The sequence below is a fragment of the Mesorhizobium sp. EU05-FHT14A09 genome (assembly GCF_058790995.1).
Genome location: NZ_JBYTDF010000005.1, coordinates 368,777 through 389,745, shown reverse-complemented (window position 1 = coordinate 389,745; position 20,969 = coordinate 368,777). Strand labels below are relative to the sequence as shown.

Annotated in this window: 28 protein-coding genes; 11 read left to right on the top strand and 17 right to left on the bottom strand. The window is 60.4% G+C overall.

Translation table 11 applies throughout. From position 1 onward, the window contains the following. Positions 1 to 11 precede the first annotated feature (11 nt). The 4 genes from lptB to ptsN all read left to right on the top strand — a co-directional run bounded on the left by lptB (position 12) and on the right by ptsN (position 3,872). Complete coding sequence (lptB, locus tag AC3WTO_RS19875) at positions 12 to 722, top strand: LPS export ABC transporter ATP-binding protein (protein WP_245488616.1); 711 nt, start codon at positions 12 to 14, stop codon at positions 720 to 722. A gap of 252 nt (positions 723 to 974) precedes the next feature. Then, positions 975 to 2,498 (top strand): RNA polymerase factor sigma-54, encoded by a 1,524-nt coding sequence (gene rpoN / locus AC3WTO_RS19870; protein ID WP_492462616.1) that lies wholly within the window; start codon positions 975 to 977, stop codon positions 2,496 to 2,498. A gap of 265 nt (positions 2,499 to 2,763) precedes the next feature. Further along, positions 2,764 to 3,348 (top strand): ribosome hibernation-promoting factor, HPF/YfiA family, encoded by a 585-nt coding sequence (gene hpf / locus AC3WTO_RS19865; protein ID WP_492462615.1) that lies wholly within the window; start codon positions 2,764 to 2,766, stop codon positions 3,346 to 3,348. Between the two features lie 59 nt (positions 3,349 to 3,407). Further along, entirely contained in the window at positions 3,408 to 3,872 is a 465-nt protein-coding gene (gene ptsN / locus AC3WTO_RS19860; RefSeq protein ID WP_492462614.1) for a PTS IIA-like nitrogen regulatory protein PtsN, read from the top strand. 172 nt (positions 3,873 to 4,044) lie between these two features. Here the strand turns inward: ptsN and AC3WTO_RS19855 are convergent, their stop codons facing one another. Then, positions 4,045 to 4,302, bottom strand: a complete 258-nt coding sequence (locus tag AC3WTO_RS19855; RefSeq protein ID WP_054309700.1) for a BQ00720 family protein — start codon at positions 4,300 to 4,302, stop codon at positions 4,045 to 4,047. Between the two features lie 63 nt (positions 4,303 to 4,365). Continuing rightward, positions 4,366 to 4,791, bottom strand: a complete 426-nt coding sequence (locus AC3WTO_RS19850) for an Hsp20 family protein (RefSeq protein ID WP_492462613.1) — start codon at positions 4,789 to 4,791, stop codon at positions 4,366 to 4,368. 130 nt (positions 4,792 to 4,921) lie between these two features. Between AC3WTO_RS19850 and AC3WTO_RS19845 the strand changes: the two genes are divergently transcribed. Then, positions 4,922 to 5,863 carry a nucleoside hydrolase gene (locus AC3WTO_RS19845; RefSeq protein WP_492462612.1) on the top strand — a complete coding sequence of 314 codons (942 nt, stop codon included), beginning with the start codon at positions 4,922 to 4,924 and terminating at the stop codon, positions 5,861 to 5,863. 64 nt (positions 5,864 to 5,927) lie between these two features. Here AC3WTO_RS19845 and AC3WTO_RS19840 read toward each other — a convergent pair whose 3' ends face one another. The 9 genes from AC3WTO_RS19840 to AC3WTO_RS19800 form a co-directional block, all read right to left on the bottom strand. Then, positions 5,928 to 6,542: a LysE family translocator gene (locus AC3WTO_RS19840; RefSeq protein ID WP_492462611.1), complete on the bottom strand. Its 615-nt coding sequence runs from the start codon at positions 6,540 to 6,542 to the stop codon at positions 5,928 to 5,930. A gap of 134 nt (positions 6,543 to 6,676) precedes the next feature. Next, positions 6,677 to 7,108 (bottom strand): DUF1801 domain-containing protein, encoded by a 432-nt coding sequence (locus tag AC3WTO_RS19835; RefSeq protein WP_492462610.1) that lies wholly within the window; start codon positions 7,106 to 7,108, stop codon positions 6,677 to 6,679. 5 nt (positions 7,109 to 7,113) lie between these two features. After that, positions 7,114 to 7,452, bottom strand: coding sequence for a YciI family protein (locus AC3WTO_RS19830; protein WP_492462609.1), 339 nt, complete (start codon positions 7,450 to 7,452; stop codon positions 7,114 to 7,116). Between the two features lie 56 nt (positions 7,453 to 7,508). Further along, positions 7,509 to 7,973: a DUF1801 domain-containing protein gene (locus AC3WTO_RS19825; protein ID WP_492462608.1), complete on the bottom strand. Its 465-nt coding sequence runs from the start codon at positions 7,971 to 7,973 to the stop codon at positions 7,509 to 7,511. 11 nt (positions 7,974 to 7,984) lie between these two features. Then, the gene (locus tag AC3WTO_RS19820) at positions 7,985 to 8,206 is read right to left on the bottom strand and encodes a hypothetical protein (protein ID WP_492462607.1); all 222 of its coding nucleotides are present in this window, start codon (positions 8,204 to 8,206) and stop codon (positions 7,985 to 7,987) included. Positions 8,207 to 8,242: 36 nt separating this feature from the next. Beyond that, on the bottom strand, positions 8,243 to 8,662 hold the full coding sequence (locus AC3WTO_RS19815) for an SRPBCC family protein (RefSeq protein WP_492462606.1): 420 nt from the start codon (positions 8,660 to 8,662) through the stop codon (positions 8,243 to 8,245). Then, positions 8,659 to 8,982, bottom strand: coding sequence for an ArsR/SmtB family transcription factor (locus AC3WTO_RS19810; RefSeq protein ID WP_492462605.1), 324 nt, complete (start codon positions 8,980 to 8,982; stop codon positions 8,659 to 8,661). The genes AC3WTO_RS19815 and AC3WTO_RS19810 overlap by 4 nt, the downstream gene beginning before the upstream one ends. A gap of 88 nt (positions 8,983 to 9,070) precedes the next feature. After that, entirely contained in the window at positions 9,071 to 10,543 is a 1,473-nt protein-coding gene (locus tag AC3WTO_RS19805; RefSeq protein WP_492462604.1) for an amidase, read from the bottom strand. A gap of 1 nt (position 10,544) precedes the next feature. Then, a complete protein-coding gene (locus AC3WTO_RS19800; RefSeq protein ID WP_492462603.1) occupies positions 10,545 to 11,453 on the bottom strand; it encodes a ribokinase in 909 nt (302 codons plus the stop codon). A gap of 229 nt (positions 11,454 to 11,682) precedes the next feature. Here AC3WTO_RS19800 and AC3WTO_RS19795 point away from each other — a divergent pair, with 229 nt between their 5' ends. Next, the gene (locus tag AC3WTO_RS19795; RefSeq protein ID WP_492462602.1) at positions 11,683 to 12,588 is read left to right on the top strand and encodes an EamA family transporter; all 906 of its coding nucleotides are present in this window, start codon (positions 11,683 to 11,685) and stop codon (positions 12,586 to 12,588) included. Between the two features lie 40 nt (positions 12,589 to 12,628). Here the strand turns inward: AC3WTO_RS19795 and AC3WTO_RS19790 are convergent, their stop codons facing one another. Together AC3WTO_RS19790 and AC3WTO_RS19785 are read right to left on the bottom strand one after the other, a co-directional pair. Beyond that, positions 12,629 to 13,531 carry a methylated-DNA--[protein]-cysteine S-methyltransferase gene (locus AC3WTO_RS19790; RefSeq protein WP_492462770.1) on the bottom strand — a complete coding sequence of 301 codons (903 nt, stop codon included), beginning with the start codon at positions 13,529 to 13,531 and terminating at the stop codon, positions 12,629 to 12,631. Between the two features lie 85 nt (positions 13,532 to 13,616). Next, positions 13,617 to 14,111 carry a DUF2244 domain-containing protein gene (locus AC3WTO_RS19785; protein ID WP_492462601.1) on the bottom strand — a complete coding sequence of 165 codons (495 nt, stop codon included), beginning with the start codon at positions 14,109 to 14,111 and terminating at the stop codon, positions 13,617 to 13,619. 22 nt (positions 14,112 to 14,133) lie between these two features. On the opposite strand from AC3WTO_RS19785, the gene nth reads away from it, so the two are divergent. After that, positions 14,134 to 14,934: an endonuclease III gene (gene nth / locus AC3WTO_RS19780; RefSeq protein ID WP_492462600.1), complete on the top strand. Its 801-nt coding sequence runs from the start codon at positions 14,134 to 14,136 to the stop codon at positions 14,932 to 14,934. Positions 14,935 to 15,001: 67 nt separating this feature from the next. On the opposite strand, the gene AC3WTO_RS19775 is transcribed toward nth, so the two are convergent. Next, positions 15,002 to 15,457 (bottom strand): DUF2214 family protein, encoded by a 456-nt coding sequence (locus tag AC3WTO_RS19775; protein ID WP_492462599.1) that lies wholly within the window; start codon positions 15,455 to 15,457, stop codon positions 15,002 to 15,004. A gap of 114 nt (positions 15,458 to 15,571) precedes the next feature. Between AC3WTO_RS19775 and AC3WTO_RS19770 the strand changes: the two genes are divergently transcribed. Both AC3WTO_RS19770 and AC3WTO_RS19765 read left to right on the top strand, forming a co-directional pair. After that, positions 15,572 to 15,802, top strand: a complete 231-nt coding sequence (locus AC3WTO_RS19770) for a YdeI/OmpD-associated family protein (protein ID WP_492462598.1) — start codon at positions 15,572 to 15,574, stop codon at positions 15,800 to 15,802. A gap of 123 nt (positions 15,803 to 15,925) precedes the next feature. Next, complete coding sequence (locus AC3WTO_RS19765; protein WP_492462597.1) at positions 15,926 to 16,465, top strand: GNAT family N-acetyltransferase; 540 nt, start codon at positions 15,926 to 15,928, stop codon at positions 16,463 to 16,465. A 44-nt stretch (positions 16,466 to 16,509) separates the two neighbouring features. Here AC3WTO_RS19765 and AC3WTO_RS19760 read toward each other — a convergent pair whose 3' ends face one another. From AC3WTO_RS19760 to AC3WTO_RS19750, 3 genes are all read right to left on the bottom strand, one after another. Continuing rightward, complete coding sequence (locus tag AC3WTO_RS19760) at positions 16,510 to 16,962, bottom strand: NUDIX hydrolase (protein ID WP_492462769.1); 453 nt, start codon at positions 16,960 to 16,962, stop codon at positions 16,510 to 16,512. A gap of 230 nt (positions 16,963 to 17,192) precedes the next feature. After that, entirely contained in the window at positions 17,193 to 17,486 is a 294-nt protein-coding gene (locus AC3WTO_RS19755; RefSeq protein WP_492462596.1) for a hypothetical protein, read from the bottom strand. Between the two features lie 171 nt (positions 17,487 to 17,657). Continuing rightward, on the bottom strand, positions 17,658 to 17,822 hold the full coding sequence (locus AC3WTO_RS19750; RefSeq protein WP_492462595.1) for a Flp family type IVb pilin: 165 nt from the start codon (positions 17,820 to 17,822) through the stop codon (positions 17,658 to 17,660). Positions 17,823 to 18,185: 363 nt separating this feature from the next. Here AC3WTO_RS19750 and AC3WTO_RS19745 point away from each other — a divergent pair, with 363 nt between their 5' ends. Next, the gene (locus AC3WTO_RS19745; RefSeq protein ID WP_492462594.1) at positions 18,186 to 19,790 is read left to right on the top strand and encodes an inorganic phosphate transporter; all 1,605 of its coding nucleotides are present in this window, start codon (positions 18,186 to 18,188) and stop codon (positions 19,788 to 19,790) included. Between the two features lie 127 nt (positions 19,791 to 19,917). After that, positions 19,918 to 20,940, top strand: a complete 1,023-nt coding sequence (locus AC3WTO_RS19740) for a transporter (RefSeq protein WP_492462768.1) — start codon at positions 19,918 to 19,920, stop codon at positions 20,938 to 20,940. The last annotated feature ends 29 nt before the right edge of the window (positions 20,941 to 20,969 follow it).

Sequence of the window (20,969 nt, the reverse complement as noted above, 5' to 3'; positions counted from 1 at the left end):
AGGGCACGTTGATGGCCCGCGGCCTGTCTAAGAGCTACAAGGGACGGCGTGTGGTCAATGGCGTTTCGCTCGGCGTGCGTGCCGGCGAAGCCGTAGGACTGCTGGGCCCCAACGGCGCCGGCAAGACCACCTGTTTCTACATGGTGACAGGATTGGTCCCGGTCGATGAGGGCAAGATCGAAATCGACGGCTTCGACGTCACCTCGATGCCGATGTACCGGCGCGCCCGGCTTGGCATTGGCTACCTGCCCCAGGAAGCCTCGATCTTCCGTGGTCTCAACGTCGAACAGAATATCCGCGCTGTTCTGGAGGTGGTCGAAAAGAGCCGCAAGACACGCGAGCGCGAGCTCGATGCCCTGCTGGAAGAGTTCCACATCACACATCTGCGCAAGGCACCTTCGATGGCCTTGTCGGGTGGCGAACGGCGACGTCTCGAAATCGCGCGTGCGCTGGCAACACGCCCGGCCTACATGCTGCTTGACGAGCCTTTCGCAGGCATTGATCCGATCGCGGTGGCCGACATCCAGCAGTTGGTCCGACATCTGACGGCGCGCGGCATCGGCGTCCTGATCACCGACCATAATGTGCGCGAGACCCTGGGGTTGATCGACCGTGCCTATATCATCCACGCCGGCGAAGTGCTGACGCACGGTCGGGCAGAAGAGATCGTCGCCAATCCCGACGTCCGGCGACTCTATCTCGGCGAAGCCTTCACACTTTGACTTGGATACTGCTGGAATGCGTCAGGTCCGGGCTTTGCTCGCGACTTTCACGACCTATCTAACAAGCTGGTAAGCCTGTCATGTTAGAGCAATTCCAGGAGAAGTGTGCGGTCTCCGTCCGGAATTGCTAGAAACAAAGAATGAGAGCGTCTCCGTATACGCTCGAAGGTTCATTGCTTGACAAGCAAAAGCCGGGCCATTTGATAGCAGGCTGGCAAATGGCCTCATCGAACAGGAGCTTGCACTCCAAACATGGCGCTCGCGGCCAAATTGCAGCTGAGACAATCGCAGTCGCTGGTGATGACGCCGCAGCTGATGCAGTCGATCCGACTGCTGCAGCTTACCCATGTCGAGCTCGAGCGCTTCATCGATGAGGAGATTGAACGCAATCCCTTGCTGGAACGAGCCGATCCGCAGCCGGATACACCGGTAGAGCCCGCTCAGCAGAGCGAGAGCGAGCGGAAGCCGGAAGACGCCGACGAGTGGTTCGAAGCGGAGACGGCCTGGAGTTCCGAAGCGATGTCGGAAAAGCTCGATTCGTCGCTCGAAAACCTATTTCCCGATGATCCCGGCATCAGCGACCGGGTCGGTCCGGATCTCTCTCAGCAATGGAAGTCGGCGCCTGGCACCGGTTCCGGCGCTGCCGAAAACTTCGACATGGAGGACATGGCGGCGGCTGCCGTGACGTTGCGTGACCATGTCGGGGAACAAATCGCCTTCACCTTCCTCGACGCTGGCGATCGGCTGATCGCAGCTGAGCTTGCCGACGGGCTGGACGAGGCCGGTTATCTGTACGCAGAGTTGGAGGAGATCGCGGAACGTCTTGGGACGGACATGGCTGCGGTCGAACGTGTTCTCGATGCCTGTCGCGGTTTTGAGCCAGCCGGCCTGTTTGCGCGCGATCTGGCCGAATGCCTGTCGCTGCAGCTTATCACGCGCGACCGCTTTGATCCGGCCATGAAGGCGCTGGTTGCCAATCTGGAATTGCTGGCCAGGCGGGATTTCCAGACACTGAAGCGCTTGTGCGGGGTGGACGAGGAGGACCTCCTCGATATGCTGGCGGAGATCCGGGCGCTGGATCCGCGACCCGGTCTCGCCTTTTCCGGCGGTGCAAGCGACGCCATCGTCGCCGACGTCGAGGTGCGGTCCGCTGCCGATGGCAGCTGGGCGGTCGAGCTCAATGCGGATGCGCTTCCACGTGTCCTGGTAGACCAGGTTTATTTTTCCCAGGTGTTCGGCCAGGCCCGGAAGCAGGCCGAGAAGGATTTTCTCTCCGAGTGCCTGCAAAACGCCAACTGGCTTACGCGCAGCCTGGACCAGCGTGCCAGGACCATCCTCAAGGTCGCCTCCGAGATCGTGCGCCAGCAGGATGCTTTCCTCGTCCACGGCGTGCGCCACCTGCGGCCACTCAACCTGAAAACGGTGGCGGACGCCATCGGCATGCATGAATCGACCATCAGCAGGGTGACGACCAACAAATACATGCTGACCCCGCGCGGCGTGTTCGAACTGCGCTATTTCTTCACCGCCTCGATCGCCGCTGCGGATGGCGGAGCCGCTCATTCCTCGGAAGCGGTACGAGATCGCATCCGGCAGCTGATCGGAGAGGAGAAGGCGGAGGATGTGCTCTCCGACGACACGATCGTCGACCTGCTCAACGCCAACGGGATCGATGTCGCTCGCCGGACGGTCGCCAAGTATCGGGAAGCAATGAACATTCCGTCCTCGGTGCAGCGGCGGCGGGAAAAACGCGCGCTTGCCGGCGCCGGGCGTTGAGAAGCCGCAGATTTCCACAGTTTTTCGTTTCGTTGACAAGCGCCAGGGAGTTGGCTAGAAGCCCGCCCGCATGAGACGGGCTGCGGCCCGGAAGTGGTCGGCCCGTTGTGAAGTTGACCTGGGGGCGGTCAAGGAACGGTCCAATGGCCGCGGCAAGGTTCGGTTACAAAATCGGGCGCGGACGGTACCGCGAAGCTTGTCTGCACGGGCCACAGGTATAAACTCCAGACAGTGTGAAGCCTGAGCAGGAAAGGTCAATTTTCAAATGACGCTGCGCATTTCGGGGAAACACATGGACATCGGCGATGCGTTTCGTACGCGCATCACCGATCGGATCGGGGAAGCCATCGGGAAATATTTCGATCGCGGCTTTGCCGGACATGTGACGGTGGTGAAAGCCGGTTCGCGTTACACCGCTGATTGCATGATCCGTCTGGATTCAGGCACTGCGTTGCAGGCAACCGGAGATGCCCAGGAGCCGACAGCGGCCTTCGAGGCAGCTGCGGACCGGCTTGAGACACGTCTGCGCCGTTACAAGCGCCGCCTCAAATCTCACGCCTCTGGCGCCGGCAACGGTGCGGCAACGGACATCGCCTATACGGTGATGGCGCCGCTCGCCGATGACGATGAGGAAATCCCGGAAAATTACGCCCCTGCCATCGTAGCGGAATCGACCATGGTTCTGAAGACCATGTCGGTCGCCTCCGCAGTGATCGAGCTGGATACCAAAGACAGTCCTGTCTTCGTTTTCCGCAATGCCGGAAACGAACACCTCAACATCGTCTACCGCCGGCCGGACGGAAACATTGGCTGGATCGACCCTTCGACGACAAAGGTCGCGCAGGGATAACGCCCTCGGGGCCGCGCTTCGGCGCGGCCTGGGGCGGTGGGCGAAAAAGGGATTTTCAGATGGATCTGAGTGATCTGATCGACGTTTCGGCGATCATGCCGACGTTGAAGGCGAACTCTAAGAAGCAGCTTCTGCAGTTGCTCGCAGAGCGAGCCGCCACGATCTCCGGAATTCCGGAACGTGAGGTTTTCGACATCATCCTGCAGCGCGAGCGGCTGGGTTCCACCGGCGTCGGCAACGGCATCGCCATTCCGCATGGCAAGCTGCCGGGGGTGAAGCGCATCGCAGGTGTGTTCGCGCGCCTGGAAACCCCCGTCGATTTCGAATCGCTCGACGATCAACCGGTCGACCTGGTGTTTCTGCTGCTGGCGCCCGAAGGCGCGGGTGCAGATCATCTCAAGGCGCTGTCGCGCATCGCGCGGCTGCTGCGCGATGCCGACACGGTCGCCAAGATCCGCGGCACGCGCGACGCCAATGCCATCCTGGCGCTGCTTTCGCAGGCACCGGCTTCGCATGCGGCCTGAGGTCCCGGAAAATTAAAGTTCCCACCGCAATTCCAGGAAAAGCGTGTAACGGTTTTCAGTCCGGAATTGCGTAAAAACAAGGATTTAGAGCGTGTCCGCGTTTCCGTGAAGAACGGAAACGCTCTAGTGGCGGCGAATGCCGCCCTTTTCCATTCCAAACAGATAACCGCCGTTAATGAATGGCGACGGTGGTCAGGTCGTTCTCCATCGCGCCGGCAAGCGCGCGGTCGCGGGCATCCGACAACAGGATTGGTTGACCGTTGGCGGCAAACAACGCCCACAGTTCCATGCCGGGCTGGATTTCCTCGAGGCCGGGAAAGCGGCCGCGCAGGTCGTCGCTCGACACTTTTCTGAGATAGGCGACCGAGCCTTCGCCGAGATGGGCGAGTTCGCTGTTGGTCATGGTCAGTCTTTCGATAGTTCTGGGCATTTTAAGCCTCCTTTCAGCGAGGCGCCTGTCCAGGGCCGCCGCGCGCAAGAGCCATCGGCAAAGTTAGTCTTTCACCGATATGTTTATTTTTCGTACCAGCCTTTCGGCTTCCGGCCGGTCGAGGTCGATCGACAGAAGGCCGTTCTTCAACTCCGCCGCCAACACCCGCATTCCGTCGGCCAGCACGAAACAGCGCTGGAACTGGCGGGCTGCAATACCGCGGTGAAGGTATTCGCGTTCCGTGTCGTCGCTCTGGCGCCCGCGCACCACCAACTGGTTCTCTTCGGTGGTCACGTCCAAATCGTCTTCCGCGAAGCCGGCAACCGCAAGCGTGATGCGCAACCTCTCGGCGTCGCCTTCGCCGCCATGCAGCCGTTCGATGTTGTAGGGCGGATAGCTGTCGCCGGACTTTGCCAAGCGCTCCAGCGTCTTTTCCATTGCATCGAAACCCAAAAGAAGCGGGCTGGAAAAGGGCGTCATTCGACTCATCGTACCGTTGTCCTCCAAGAGCGACATGAACCGGTGAAAACCCGACTGGCATTTTCCCGGTCTTCATTGATATGGTCCGCCGCGCGGGCGAGTTCAAGCCATCAAAAGACCTGCCAACCAAGGACACAAAATGCCGGATAAACGCAAGATCATCATCGACACCGATCCAGGTCAGGACGATGCCGTAGCCATATTGCTGGCGTTGGCGAGCCCCGAACTGGATGTGGTCGGCGTCACCGCAGTTGCCGGCAATGTGCCGCTGAGGCTCACTGAAAAGAATGCCCTCAAGATCTGCGAGCTGGCTGGCCGCCGCGACGTCAGGGTGTTTTCGGGTGCCATTCGACCGCTGGTCCGGCAACTGGTCACCGCCGAGCACGTGCACGGCAAGACCGGTCTTGACGGTCCCGACCTGCCGGAGCCGACGATGAAGCTGCAGGAGCAGCACGCGGTCGATTTCATCGTCGAGACGCTGATGCGCGAGGAGCCTGGAACGGTAACGCTGTGTCCGCTTGGTCCGCTCACCAATATCGCGCTGGCCCTGGTCCGCGAGCCGAAGATCGCCGCGCGCATCAAGGAGATCGTGCTGATGGGCGGCGGGTTCTTCGAGGGTGGTAATGTCACCCCGGCGGCCGAGTTCAACATCTATGTCGATCCGCATGCCGCAGACGTGGTGTTCCGTTCCGGCGTGCCGATCGTGGTCATGCCGCTCGATGTGACCCACAAGGCGCTGACGACAGCTGCGCGGGTCGAAGCGTTCCGCAAGATGGGTTCGAAAGTGGGCGACGCAACCGCCGCGCTGCTCGATTTCTTCGAGCGTTTCGACGAGGAAAAGTATGGCACCGACGGTGGGCCGCTGCATGACCCTTGCGTCATTGCCTACCTGTTGAAGCCCGAATTGTTCAAGGGCCGCCATTGCAACGTCAGCGTTGAAACGGCCTCGGATCTCACGATGGGCATGACAGTGATCGACTGGTGGGCTGTGACCGACCGACCGAAAAACGCCACCGTCATGCGCGACATCGACGCGGACGGTTTCTTTGCGCTGCTGGCAGAGAGGCTGGGACGGCTTTAACGTCGGTTTGACGGAATTTGTGTGTTGTTCGCCTCTCTCCAGACCATCGGGGAGGGGCGAACTGTTACTTCGCCCGCGAGAAGGCCAGCCAGAGACCACCACCGACCAGGAAACCGCCGCTGATCCTCGACAGCAGTCGGATGCGGTGCGCGGAGAGCAGGCGCCCTGCACGACCCGCGGCGAGGGCGTAGCAGCTGTCGGAGACCGCGGCGAAGGCGAGGGCGGTCAGGCCCATCACCGTCATCTGCAACAGAAAATTGCCGCTTGGATCGATGAACTGCGGGAAGAAGGCGCCGAAGAACACCAGTGTCTTGGGGTTGCTGATGGCGACCAGCACACCCTGCAGCACGAAACCGCCGCGCGGTTTCCTGGCGGAACCATCCGGGTTGAGGCTGCCCTTGTTGCGGAACATCTGGATGCCCATCCAGATGAGGTAGGCGGCGCCAAGGAGGCGAACCCATTCGAACCAGTGCCCCATGCCGGCGATCAGCGACGTCAGGCCGATGGCGACAACGCCGATGGTGATTGCAAGCCCGATCTGCGTGCCTGCTACATTGGCTAACCCCGCGCGTGTGCCGTGGCGGATCGAATTGGCGATGATCAGCGTCACCGTCGGTCCCGGTACAAGGACGATGACGATGCACGCCACGACATAGGCAGCGTAGAGTGAAGGCGACATGAACGATCTCCCAATTCGAATGCCGACCTCAGCCGGTATCGAGATCAATGCATGACGCCCTTGGGCGTGCAAGTGAGCGCTGGTTGCGAGGCACCGACGGGTCTCGTCGGGATCGCTGAGGATCACGTCGCGCTTCAGGCCTTCTTCGACTTCTTCCCTGCTGTGTTCACAGCCACGGCGGCGCGGATGAGGGCCTTGAACGCTTCCTCGTCGACCACGTCGCCTTGCTGAAAATCGATGGCGCGCCTTGTGTTACCGTCGAGACTCGAATTGAAGAGGCCGGAAGGATCCTCTACCGAGGCGCCCTTGGCGAAGGTCAGCTTCACGGCTGCCTTGTAGGTTTCGCCGGTGCAGATCATGCCGTCATGCTCCCAGACCGGAACTCCCAGCATCGAGTTGGACGGTTTGCGCCATTTCACCTCTTCGATAACATCGGAATCGGCCTGCTTTATGAGTGCACGCAGGTGCGCAAGCATCTCGCCGCGCCAGTCACCCAATGCCTGGATGGTCTGGTCGATGAGTTGGGAGGGAGCGGCGTCTTCATGCGGTAGCGCGTTCTTTGTCATGACGTCTATCCCTGAACCGGTCGAATTTCGACGCCGCCATATTGCGCGCCGGGTACGCGCTTGGCGAACTCGATAGCGGTGTCCATATCCGCAACTTCTATGAGGAAGAAGCCCGCAACCCGATCTCCTGTCTCCTGATAGGCTCCCTGCGCTGCTTGTGCCCTGCCATCTCGAGAACGGACGGTAGCAACGCCCGCCGGCCATGTCGCAGTTCCGCGCAAAGCGCCACTCCCGGCAAGGAATGTATTGAATTGACCATAGTCGCGCCCCACGGCCGCCTGTTCGTCAGCTGTTGCAGCCGCCATCTTTGCGTCGTCCTGATAAATCAGCGTCAGAAAGAGCATTGTTCCTCCTCAATCATATCGTTGCTGTGGGAATTGAGTGTGGATCTGCGACCTAGCTACAATTTCTCGCCCGGCAGTCCGCTGGCCTGTCTAACCCAATCGGCAAACTGCGCTTCGTCGAGCTTGTCTTCGTAGATGTCGTAGTAGCGGACGGTCTTCTGTTTCGAAGCACCTGGCGGGACCGGGCTCAACGACGCGCCGCGGAAGAAGGAGACCTTCACATATTTGGTGAAGAGATGGATGCCGAGAAACCAGCCCATGGCTTCGTCGGCCACGCCATAGAGCGGTGAGTTCCATTTCACGGCCTTGCGCACGCCGGGAACGGTGTTCTCGATGATTGTATCGAGGCGACGGGTGGTGTGGCTTTTCCAACCGGGGGCAGCGGCTATGTATGCCTGCACCGGTGCGTTGCCGTAGCCCTTGGCGATCTGCGGGTTATCGCCGGAAAGCAGAACAGGCGTATCCGTACTGGCGGCCTTAGTCGCGACCCCTGCCGTCTTGGGAGTTTTTCCATCTGGCATCGCCGTCGCTCCTATCCGCTCGTCGGCTGGCCGTTACCGCCCTTGGCTACATAAGGCAGAACGAACATGTAGAGCCCGCTGAACAGCAGCAGGAAAAGCGGAAGCAGTGGCGAGTAGACGATCCAGGCAGGAGGCTGCCCCATCGCCATGGCGATGAAATTGGCAGCAACGGTTGTTGTGAAGATGATTGAGAGCCAGCGATGCGACTGTCGTATCCATTTGTTCCAGATCATGGTTCCCTCTTCTTCAAGTGACGCGCGGTCAGCGTCTTAATCGCTCTTCGTCAGAAGCTGTTCGAGATTTGTGAAGAACTGCTGCCAACCAGCCTTGGCGCCGCCGAAGGCCTGCTTCTGGTCGGGTCGGAAGCCCGACTGCTGCATGCGCAGATGTGTTCCCTTCTCCGTGGCCGTCAGCGTAAAGGTGACTACGCTTTTCATTCCGTAGGCCGGATCGTCATGGGCGAAGTCCCAGCGGTAGGACAGGGTCCTGTGCGGCTCAATGGCCAGCACCTCGCAATCCAGGACGCCGCCCCATTCACCGCGCAGGTTGAAGCGGTGGCCGACAACGGGTTCGAAATCGTTCTTCATCAGCCACTCCTCGATCAGGTGTGGTTGCGTCAGCGCGCGCCACAGTTTCTCCGGCGGAAACGGAATCTCCCGTTCGACTATGACGGTGCGCGTTTCGCTCATTGATCCATCCTTCTCAGCAGGTCTTCGAGGTCGTCGAAGCGACTTTCCCAGAATCCGGCCATTTCCTTCGTCCAGTCGACCAGTGGGGACAGCGCACCAAGTTGTGCGCTGTAATGTGTCTGGCGGCCTTCATGACGGTCGCGCACCAGACCTGCCTGTTTCAGCACGCCCAGATGTTTCGAGACGGCGGGCTGCGAGACACCGGCATGCGTTGTCAGGGCGCCAACCGTCTGCTCTCCGTTGCGGCACAATCGCTCGAAGATCGCCCTCCTGGTCGGATCGGCAAGCGTTCTGAACAACAGGTCGTGAGCGTCCGTCATCGAAATCAATAACCCGCTGGCTATGGATTGACGTATAACTGGAGAGCTATGGATTGGTCAAGCGAGAATTTTGAAGGTCGAGAAACGCCTAGTTCTTGGGCGAGGCGCCGATTTTCCAGGGCAGGGTGGCTTCATAGGCTGCAGCGGCACGCAGAACGGCAAGGTCGCCACGCGGCCGGCCGATCAGTTGCATGCCCATCGGCCTGCCATTGGCATCGAAACCTGCCGGCACATTCACAGTTGGACAACCGCCAAGCGTTGCAAAGGCTGTGACCTGCATCCAGCGATGGTAGCTGTCCATGGCGCGCCCTGCGATCTCGCGTGGCCAATGTGTCGAGACCTCGAATGGGAACACCTGTGCGGTTGGCAGCGCCAAGAGGTCATAGCGCTCGAACAGCGTGAGCAGCGTGCGATGCCAGGCAGTACGCCGCATCGCCGCGGCATGGATTTGCGGCGCGGACAGCCGCGCTGCACCTTCCGCTTCCCAAATTGCTTCGGGTTTCAGAAGCAGGCGTTTTGCCGGATCGTCATAGAGCAGCTTCAGTCCGCAGCCGCTGGAAGACTGGCGCAACGTAACAAAAGCTTGCCACAAGGCCTCGAAATCCACATCTGGCAGCAGAGGCTCGATTTCGAAGCCTATGCGGGCGAGCCGCCCGAGTGCCGCCTCGCAGAGGCCGAGGATGCCGTCTTCCATGGGCAGGTGGCCACCGAGATCGGCGAGCCAACCAATTCTGCCGCTGTTTGTCGATCCCTCATCGATGCCCTTCAGGAACGATTCCTGCGGGTCGTATGACAGCGGCGCTTGTGGGTGGTAGCCGGCCTGCACGTCGAGCAGGAGCGCCATGTCGCGCACGCTGCGGCCCATGGGTCCTTCCACGCCCATCTGTGCGTGGAAGACCTCAAAGCCTGGGCCGCCCGGCACGAGTCCTTGCGACGGGCGAAAGCCGAACACGTTGTTGTAGGCGCCGGGATTGCGCAACGAGCCGCCGAAATCGCTGCCGTCGGCAAGGGGCACAAGATCAAGCGCCAGGGCGACAGCGGCTCCGCCGCTGGATCCGCCGGCCGTCCAGGCGGGATCGAAGGCGTTGAGGGTTGGCCCGAAGACGGGATTGTAGGTGTTCGACCCGAGGCCGAACTCCGGCACATTGGTCTTGCCGATGACGATGGCGCCAGCCTTGCGCATACGCTCGACGAAGTACTCATCCGCCTCGGGCTCCAGATCGGCGAAGATCGGTGAGCCGAACGTGGTCTTGAGGTCCTTGGTCTGCGCAAGATCCTTGATGGCGATGGGCAGGCCGAACAGGCTGCCTGCTGGCCCGCCGGTGGCGAGATGAGCATCTGCGGCGTCGGCCTCGGCCATGAGATCGGCGCGGCCGCGCAACGAGACGATAGCATTGACCTTCGGGTTGAGCGCTTCGATACGGTCAAGAAAAGCGGCTATGACTTCGCGCACGGAAAGCCGCCGCTCTCGGATCGCTGCGGCAAGATCGACCGCGCTCAGGCTGCAGATGTTACCGGCCGGTGCGATGGCGTGCCGGCTTTCGGGGCGTATCTCGGGCATATTATTGGCCGTCCGCGTTCAGAGCTGCCTCGACTTCGGCTGCCAGCGGGATCGCCGGCTGGGCACCCGGCTTGAGGCAAGCGAGCGAGCCGGCTGCGGCGGCACGTGTGAGCGCCGTCTCAAGCGGCAAACCGCTCTCCAGCCCGGCCGCCAGATAGCCGCAGAACGTGTCGCCGGCGCCCACCGTGTCCACGGGCACGATCTTGAGAGCTGTCACGCGCAGGAAGTCGTCGCCGGTTGCTGCCAGAACACCTTCGCCGCCGAGCGTGACGACAATGGTGTGACCAGTCCTGCGTGCATAGGCACGCATGCGTTCCCCACGATCCGCTCCGGTCAGGCCGAGCGGTTCGCAATAAAGGTCGAACTCGGTCTCGTTGGCCACGACATAGTCGGCTTTGCCGAGCAGCCCGGCGGCTTCGAGCCGAGCGGGAGCGGTGTTGAGCACTGTGACCGCACCAACTTCTCTTGCCGCTTCGAGTGCCGCGTCTACGGTCTTGAGCGGGACCTCGTGCTGCAGCAGCACGACGTCGCCTTTCTTGAGCTGCGCCTTGGCGATGTCGCCGGGCAGCACGGCTTCGTTGGCACCGGCCACCACCGCGATCATGTTCTCGCCGTCGCCACCGACCAGGATATGCGCGGTGCCGGTGGAGCTGTGTGTCCTGGCAACCGCCGACAGGTCGACCTTGCCGGCTTGCAGCAGCGCCAGTGCATCATCGGCGAAGCCATCCTTGCCGACGGCGCCCACCATGCGCACCTGAGCGCCGGCGCGTGCAGCGGCCAGAGCCTGGTTTGCGCCCTTGCCGCCAGGCGCCGTGGTGAAGGAGGTTCCGGGCACCGTTTCACCGGGGCCGGGCAATCGCTCGACCGTGACAATCAGATCAAGGTTGATGGAACCAATGGTGACGATCAAGGCAGGCCCCTCAGGATTGTTCTGAGCTTATTTTGGCGCGGACCCTAGCGTTTCTCATCGTCGAAAGAAACTGATTTGCCGGCCGGCAGGCCTTCCTTCCCCGTGGAATTCTTCGGACATGATGAGTGATGCGCGGGACAGGCACGCCGCCTTGCGGATCTGTTGTCGCATTGGTAAAATAAAATAATGAATTCAATTATTTAAATTGGTCCATCAGGAAAATTGAACCATGCGCCTGCGTCATCTCCTGCTGGCCCTCGGCATCGTTTTCATCTGGGGTGTCAACTTCGCCATTATCAAGCTTGGCCTGAGACAGGTCTCACCGTTGGCATTGGGCGTGGCGCGTTTCGTACTGGCAGCGTTCCCGTGGGTGTTCTTCATTCCACGCCCCAAGGTGCCGTTGCGCCTGATCGCCCTTTACGGTCTTCTCATCTTCGCCATGCAGTTCGGCTTCCTGTTCACCGGCATGAAGCTGGGCATGAGTGCCGGGCTGTCTTCGCTCATCCTGCAGTTGCAGGTGTTCTTCACCATTGGTCTTTCCGTGATGCTGCTCGGCGAGCGGCCGACAATTTGGCAATTGGCCGGTGCCTTGCTGGCTTTCGCCGGTGTCGGTGTGGTGGCCTTCAATGTCGGAGGCGACGTCAGTGTCGTCGGCTTGGTCCTGCTTGTCGCAGCGGCCGCCTCCTGGGGAGGCGGCAATATTGTTTCAAAGAGGATTTCACAGCTTTCGGAGACGCCCAACGTTCTCGGGCTGGTGGTTTGGGGGAGCCTTTTTGCGTTGCCGATCCTGCTGGTGGTGGCGCTGGTCCTCGATCCCGATCACCTGATATCCAGCTTCACCAATCTCGACTGGGTGTCGGTCGGCTCGATTGCCTATATCGTTTACCTGTCGACACTGCTCGGATTTGCGGTCTGGGCGAGTTTGCTTGCGCAGTACCCGGTATCGACGGTCGCCCCGTTCACGCTGCTGGTGCCGGTGTTCGGGTTCTTCGGCTCGGCTGTGCTGCTCGGTGAGCCGTTGCAAGGCTGGAAACTTGGCGCATCCGGCCTTGTCATTGCGGGTCTGTGCATCAACCTGTTCGGATCGAAGCTGAAGGCATGGCGTGTCGATTCAAATACTCAAAGAACACTCTGAGATTTGTGCGCGGGGTGCCTTGCCGAAACCGCTTCGAATTTTAGGCCGCATTGGGTGAAAGCTGGCCCGCTTCCCAGCCCAGAATGGCGCGCTTGCGGGTCAGGCCCCAATGATAACCGGTGAGCGCACCGGACTTGCCGAGCGCACGATGGCAAGGCACCACGAAAGACAACGGGTTGGCGCCAACAGCAGCACCAACAGCCCGACTTGCGGTTGGCTGGCCGATCTCGGCGGCGATCGCTGAATAGGTGCAGGCCTTGCCCATCGGAATGCGCAGCAGTGCTTCCCAGACGCGGATCTGGAAATCCGAACCGATCATCACCACCCGGAGCGGCTGGTCTGAGCGCCAGCTGGCCGGATCAAAGATGCGGGCGGCATAGGGAGCCGTGGCGCTGATGTCCTCGACATAATTGGCATTCGGCCAACGGCTCGACATATCCCTGAAGGCGGCCTGTTCGCTGCCTGCGTCGTTGAAGGCCAGGCCGGCCAGACCACGATCAGTGACCATGATCAGCGCGACGCCGAAAGGCGAAATGTGGTAGCCGTAGCGAATGGTCAGTCCTTCGCCGCGGGTCTTGTAGTCGCCCGGGGACATCGCCTCATGCGTCACGAACAGGTCGTGCAGCCGTCCTGGGCCGGACATGCCGACTTCAAGGGAGGTTTCCAGCAGCGGCATGCCCGAATCGAGCAACTTGCGCGCATGGTCGAGCGTTACGGCCTGCAGGAAAGCCTTCGGTGACAGTCCCGCCCAGCGGGTGAACAATTTCTGCAAGCCGGTTGGTGTTTCGCCAACGTCTTCGGCCAGAGCCTCCAGCGACGGCTGGTCACGGTAGTCGAGGCTGATCTTCTCGATGGCGCGGCGCACGACCTCATAGTCACTGCCGTCGGGCGTGATGTCCTTTTCGAGGGTCGGGGCGATCTTCATCGGCATTTTGGTATTCATAGCGAGATGAGCGTTCATGGCAATTTCTCCTTGAGCGCGAATATCGGGATTTTCGTGGATGGCCTCCACCCGTTTCCTGCGAAGCTCAGCGTGCCTTGACGGTGGCGAGCGCGCGGGTGAAAGCCTTGGCGAAGCTCTCGCGGTCGTCCGGGTTGAGGAAGCCGCCGATCGCCACGCTTTGACCGCGCGACTCGACAGCCATTTCGGTGATGCCGATCTCGGTGTGACGGGCCACAGAGAAGCGCGACCAGAACGGGTTGAAGTGGTGCTCCTCTGTCTTGCCCGAAGGTGCGGTCTTGCGGATATCCAGAGCGGTACGAGACACCGAGACCTCCTCGCGGGCGCGTGCCGAACGATAGTTCAGGCGGAAAGCGACATAGATGGCCAGAACGTCGAGACCGAAGAAGCCAAAAATCGGCCAGGCGCCGTTGGCCAGGAAAACCACACCTGTCACTGCCCAGCCGAACAGCAGCGCACCCATCAGGATCATGAAGCCGACGCGGCCCAGCGAGCGGTGCGGCATGAGCAAAGCCTGAAAGATCGGCTCGTCAGCGGCGAAAGGGGCGTTTGTATCGCTCATCGCGTAATATTATAGGAAGCGCATGGCAGTCCCCAAGTTCAAAGATCGTCGCAGTTCGGAAAATCGGTCCACGCCCACGCGCAAGGGAACGATACGAACGTCCGCGAGGAAATCTTCGCGCAACAAATCGGCTTATACCCCGGCTGAGGTGCACGAGATATTCCGCCGTTTTGCGGTGCAAAGGCCCGAGCCTAAGGGCGAACTCGAGCATGTGAATGCGTTCACACTTCTGGTGGCCGTCGTGCTTTCGGCGCAGGCGACCGACGCTGGCGTGAACAAAGCGACCCGTTCTCTGTTCAAGGTGGCTGACAAACCGGAAAAGATGTTGGCCTTGGGAGAAGCGAAGGTCGGCGAATACATACGCACCATTGGTCTGTGGCGCAACAAAGCCAAGAACGTGATCGCGCTATCGCAGGCGCTGATCGATAACTATGGCGGTGAAGTGCCAGACAGCCGCGATGAACTCGTCAAATTGCCGGGTGTTGGCAGGAAAACCGCCAATGTCGTGCTCAACATGGCGTTTGGTCAGCACACAATGGCGGTGGACACGCACATTCTGCGCATAGGCAATCGACTGGGCCTTGCTCCCGGCAAGACGCCCGAACAGGTCGAGGAAGAACTTATCCGGATCATCCCGGATGAATATATGCGGCATGCGCATCACTGGCTGATCCTGCATGGCCGCTATGTGTGCAAGGCGCGCAAGCCAGACTGTCAGGCCTGTGTCATCGCCGACATTTGCAAAGCTGCCGAAAAGACAAACACCATTCCGGCGCCACTGGTCGAGTTGGCTTCGCTCGAACTGGCCAGTGAAGCCATTTAACTTGGGTGACTAAGCTTCTCGGACCCGACCCAGTTGCTTGCGCAGTGATGGACACGCGCGCTGAGCGTCAAAGACCGTAGCCCCTTGCCATAGCGGCTGCAAAGACTGGAATTGCAAGGAAAAGCAGTGCCTCCAGCCACACGTAGCGGCGCACGGAAGCGAGTTCACGAGCGGGGACCTCAAACGCGCTGCTCGCTGTGGCCAGCCGGTTCCAGGAGATGAAGCGAATGGTGGGCACGATGGAGAGCAGCCCTACCGTCGCGAAGATCGCCATCTTGACCCAGAATACCCAGTTGTAAACGTAGAATTCCCAACCCTTGAGGCCATGAAAGACGCGGCCGATGCCGACAAGGATGATCAGCACGGCGAGCAGGCCGTAGTGGCGGTCGATACGGACAAGGCGCCGCAATGTGCCGGGCGTCAATTCGTTACGGATCAGCACGAACTCGGCAGCGATGACGCCGGCCAGAGAGAAGGCAAGCAGGTGATGCAGGATGGTCAGGACGAGATCGGTGGTTTCCATCCGCATTCCCCTTCGTAATCTCGTTTTCATACGATGTCAGGAGAGAAATGCCCAGCGGGGTGCAATCGAACATTGCCTATTTGAACCGCGCCAGCGGCTGACTAATGTTTCTGGATGACGACGCTGATACGTGCCCTCAACCCCATGCCGGATGATATCCGGACCATTCTCGATCAGAGCGGATTGAGCGCTGCGTACGCGGCGCGGCCCGACTACCAGAAGAATGACTATCTGGGCTGGATCTCGCGAGCCAAACGCGAGGAGACGCGGCTGAAACGACTCAACCAGATGCTGGACGAGCTGAAACGCGGCGGTGTCTACATGAACATGGCCTGGCGCGGTTGAGCCGCCTGTTTGAAGGTTCGCTACCGAGTTATCGCTGCCGCTCTCTGGCCGGGAATGCGGGATCTGCTGGCCCTTGCACCCGAGGCGTCACCTGTTAGGTGCGGCTGAGATCAAGAGGTCACCATGACGACAGCAATCCGCACCGTACCGATCCTCGAGACAGAACGGACCATTCTGCGCGCTCACGCCTTGGAGGATTTCGAAGCGTATGCGCAGATGTGGGCCGATCCCATCGTATGCCGCTTCATTGGCGGCAAGGCGCGTACGCGCGAGGAAAGCTGGATGCGCTTCCTGCGGCACGCGGGGCTGTGGTCCCTGATCGGCTATGGCTATTGGGCGATCGAGGACAAGGCAAGTGGACGCTTTATCGGCGAGGCCGGGTTTCACGACATGAAGCGGGATATAACGCCGTCAATGGAAGACATACCCGAAGCCGGCTGGGGACTTGCCTCCGAGGCGCATGGCAAAGGTATCGCCAGCGAGGTGGTTGCACGCATGGTCGCCTGGGCCGATGAGGCTTTCGGGGATGCTCGGACCGTCTGCATCATCGACCCGGAGAATGGTCCGTCGCTGAAAGTGGCGGGAAGGGCCGGTTACGCTGAAGTGTTGCGCACGACCTATCATGGCGCGCCAACGATCCTTTTCGAGCGGCTGCCGTCGTGATGCTTTGCGCAGGGGAAATCTCTGCGCTGCGCTTTTCCAGCAGCCTACTCGCTGGGAAGACTCAATGTCTTCAATAGTGTCGCCAGTTCCGGCTCGTCGATAAGCGTGGCGGCATCATCTACCTTGAGCCAGGCGCGTTGGCGCGTGCTGGCCTCAGGCCAATTCGTCAGCTCCTCGCTAACGGCAAGCAGGTAGACTGTGACGTTGACGCGCGCGAAGCTGTTTGTCAGGCGTTTCCAGTAGGTATAGCTGCCGGCGGGCTGCTTCAACGTCTTGCCGATGACGCCGGCTTCCTCCTCAGCTTCTATGGTAGCAGCCTTGCGGCCGCTCTTGCCCGGCATGGGCCAGCCCTTGGGGACGATGAAGCGTTGCGTCTGGCGCGATGTCACCAACATGACTTCGATGCCGCCCTCCACCCCCTGACGAAAAGGGATCGCGGCGACCTGTCGAATGGTTTTGCCCTTTTTGGCCTGTTCGACCGCCCGCTTTTTCGGCAATGGTTTTGCGACCGACAGCTTGGCGGCAGTCGGAGCAGTGTTCTTCTTGGGCGCATTTTCACGCCCGCTCTTCTTTCCGGTTGCCGCCATGGCACTTCCAATCAAACCCACCTGGCGGTTCAGGTAGACTTTCAAATTAACATAAACATCGACACCGAGCGCGACGGCTCGCATGCTGCAGTCACATTATGAATTAATAATAGACGGCTAATCAAATTAAAGCTGTCTCGTCAGCGACAGCCACCCACCACGGTACCGCCATTGCTCGACGATTGGCAAGGTTGCCGGATCGCTGGCGCTACCGTTTGCGGTGGGACGACAACCTGCCGGTCGATCTCACGGTAGATTTGCTGCTGTTGCTGGAACTGCTGCCGCTGAAGCTGATTGCGTAGCGCCTGAAGATCGGCCTGGCCGATCGAATTGACGCCCGGCCGCACCGGCTGGAGGGATTGGGCATTGACGGGCAAAGCAGAGGCAATCGCCAGGACCAGCCCATAAATAATGATAGCGCGATGCTGTCTCATCGTTTGTCTGCTTCTTCATCTGTGCACATCGATCTCAATATAGTGCGCATCGAGGGCAGTTCTATGGTCGCTGGCGCGAGAGGGGGGCGGTTGTGAAAACGACGAAGGCCGCCCGGAGGCGGCCTCTATCTCATGACCGCAGCCTGTTCGGCTGCGAAATCAAGACGATTGTTACTTCAGCTTGTTGGCGATGTTCGTGAATTGGGTGCCGAGGTTCGTACCGATGGCGCCGGCGCCAGTGATGATCGCAAGAGCGATCAAAGTGGCGATCAGGCCGTACTCGATGGCGGTTGCGCCCGATTCATCCTTGAAGAAGCGCGAAAGAAGCTTGGTCATTGTGGTACCCTTTGCCCGGTTATGACTATCGTTCGACGGTCTCTTTTCGAACCGTGGCCTATCTTGCGATGCTTCACTTGCGGACCGGTTAAGGCAAATGGTAAACAAAGTGTAGATCGGGTGTTTGCTTAACAAAGGGCGAACGAACGTCGAGAGATTTCGATAAATATTGCATCTTATTGGAATTTTTAGTTGAGCGGCACGTTGGTGTTCGAAATTATGGGGTCGAGACATCTAGCCTCATCCTGAATAGGGTCTTCACCTGTCTGCCACACAGCGTGCGCGACAAGCCGTCACATCAGGTTCACTTAGCCAAAATAGGGTCCCCCGTGAATTTTGCTGCACTGCAAAAGGAGCGGGACAATGGTGGACGTAACCTCAAGTGAAATAGGAATTCCGCGACCCGAGCATCCGCTCGAAGGGCCAAGCATGGCCGGCAAGTGGTTCATGCCAGTCTTCCTGGCGATCGTGATCGGCGGGCTCATCTATGTCGGCTATGCGCTGAGCCAGGATCTGACCAGCGCTGTTGCCGTGCCGTGGATCCTGCTCGGCCTAGCGCTGCTGATCGCGCTCGGCTTCGAATTCGTCAACGGCTTCCACGACACCGCGAATGCGGTGGCAACGGTGATCTATACCCATTCCATGCCGGCGGAACTTGCCGTGATGTGGTCCGGCTTCTTCAATTTCCTCGGCGTGCTCACCGCAAGTGGCGCCGTTGCCTTCGGTATCATCTCGCTGCTGCCGGTGGAACTCATCCTGCAGGTCGGCTCAAGCGCCGGTCTTGCCATGGTGTTCTCGCTGCTGACGGCGGCGATCATCTGGAACCTTGGCACCTGGTATCTCGGATTGCCGTCCTCTTCCTCGCACACGCTGATCGGATCGATCGTCGGTGTCGGCCTTGCCAACCAGTTCCTGGCGCCGGCCGGCAGTGCCACCAGCGGTGTGGATTGGACGAAGGCGACCGAAGTCGGCATGTCGCTGCTGATTTCGCCATTGTTCGGTTTCGGCATGGCGGCGTTGCTGCTTCTGGTGATGAAGCTGCTCGTGCGCAACAAGGCGCTCTACGAAGCACCGAAAGGCAACACCCCTCCGCCGCTGTGGATCCGCGCGCTGCTGATCTTCACCTGCACCGGTGTTTCCTTTGCGCATGGCTCCAATGACGGCCAGAAGGGCATGGGCTTGATCATGCTGATCCTGATCGGCGTGGTTCCGACCGCGTTTGCCCTCAACCGTACGCCGGACGTCAATTATCTCGAAGCCTACAAGACTGCGGCCACGCAGGTTGATACCGTGCTCGGAAAGTATGTGAAGCCCGGCGTTACGGTCACTGACGCGAAGGCCGTTGTCAGCGAAGCTGTGCGCACGAAAACCTGGACCGACCAGACCACGCCGGCGCTGCAGACGTTTATCCAGCAGACCAACACGCTGGTGTCGCCTTATCCATCGGTCGAGAAACTGCCGATCGAACTGGTCAGCAACGCACGCAACGACATCTACCTGATCGGCGAAGCGCTCAAGCTGATCGACAAGAAGAAGCTGCTGCCGATGGAAGCCAATGATCTGAAGGTGGTGACGGCCTACCACAAGGCGGTCGACAACGCGACCAAGTTCATCCCGCTCTGGGTCAAGATCGCGATTGCGCTCGCGCTGGGGCTGGGCACTATGGTCGGCTGGAGACGCATCGTTGTCACGGTTGGCGAAAAGATCGGCAAGACCCACCTGACCTATGGCCAGGGCGCCTCCGCTGAGCTGGTCGCCATGGGCACGATCGGGGCTGCCGATATGCTGGGCTTGCCGGTCTCGACCACCCATGTCCTGTCGTCGGGCGTTGCCGGTACGATGGCGGCGAATGGTTCCGGTCTGCAGTGGTCGACGGTGCGCAACATGTTGCTCGCCTGGGTGCTGACGCTGCCGGCCTCGATCGCATTGGCCTTCGGTCTGTTCGTCTTGATGCGCGCGCTGTTCTAGGGCTGCGCTCTTTCGTCAAGCGAGGCTGGCGCGGTGAAACCGCGCCAGCCTCTTTGCGGTTTCTGCAACAAGATGATGGACCGAGATTTCGGGATCGCGTTCATCTAAAGAAGGCTCGGTGTCGTTTATGAATGAAGCGCCGCGTTTCAATCTTCCGGGTAGTGAAAACACTGAGCAGGTGCCCGGCCTGATTTTTGCCTATCAGGCGCTGCCGGGCCAGCCCGCGACTGTTCTTGCGCAGAAGGATATCGAACCCGCCCTCGCCGCTACCGAAGGGTGGGTGTGGCTGCATGTGGATCTGGTCGACCAGCGTGCGCACGGCTGGGTGGGGCATGCCTGCCGGCTTCCCCATGCTTCGCGTGCCATACTGGAAGGGCATGACAGTCTGGTCCTCGGTCATGAGGACGGGGTGGTGCATGGCGTATCAGCCGACATGCACAAGGATATCGAACGGCGCTCCAGCACGATCGGTCGGCTGCATTTCGCCGTGACCGAGCGTCTGCTGGTGACCGGGCGCCGTCATTCCCTGGAGGGGGTCGACCAACTGCGCCGAGCGCTGGGCGATGGGTTGAAGCTGCCCACAGCCTTCGATCTGTTCGAGGCGATCGTCGGAGCCTTTTGCAAGAACACCGGCCTCAGGCTCGCCGAAGCAGGGCGAAAGCTTGATGAAGTGGAAGACAATCTGGTCACCGAGCGGCTGAGCGATGAGCGCCGGCGACTGAAGGAGGTGCGCCGACTGGCGGTGTCCCTGCACAGGCCGGTCTCCGGCATGGTCGCACTGTTTGAAGACGAGGACCGCGAGGAATGGCAGCTTTCGCCGGCCGCCCACACAGTGCTGCAACGCTTGTCGACACGACTCGAGCGGCTCGACCGCGAAATCGTCATGATCAACGACCGTGCCCGGTTGCTGCAGGAGGAAATGGCAGCGGAGCTGGCTGATGAATCAAACCGCAGCCTCAAAGCCATGGCCGTGATGAGCGCATTGCTTTTGCCAGGCACGCTGGTGGTCGGCATATTCGGCATGAACACATCCGGCCTGCCGTTCACACATGGCGAGAGCGGGTTCTGGTGGGCCGTAGGGCTCTGCATCGGCGCAACCGGAACGTTCTATTGGCTGTTGCGCCGCGCAGGAATCAGCCTGCGGTTCTGACGCCTGCGATCCAGGCTGGCCGCATTGGC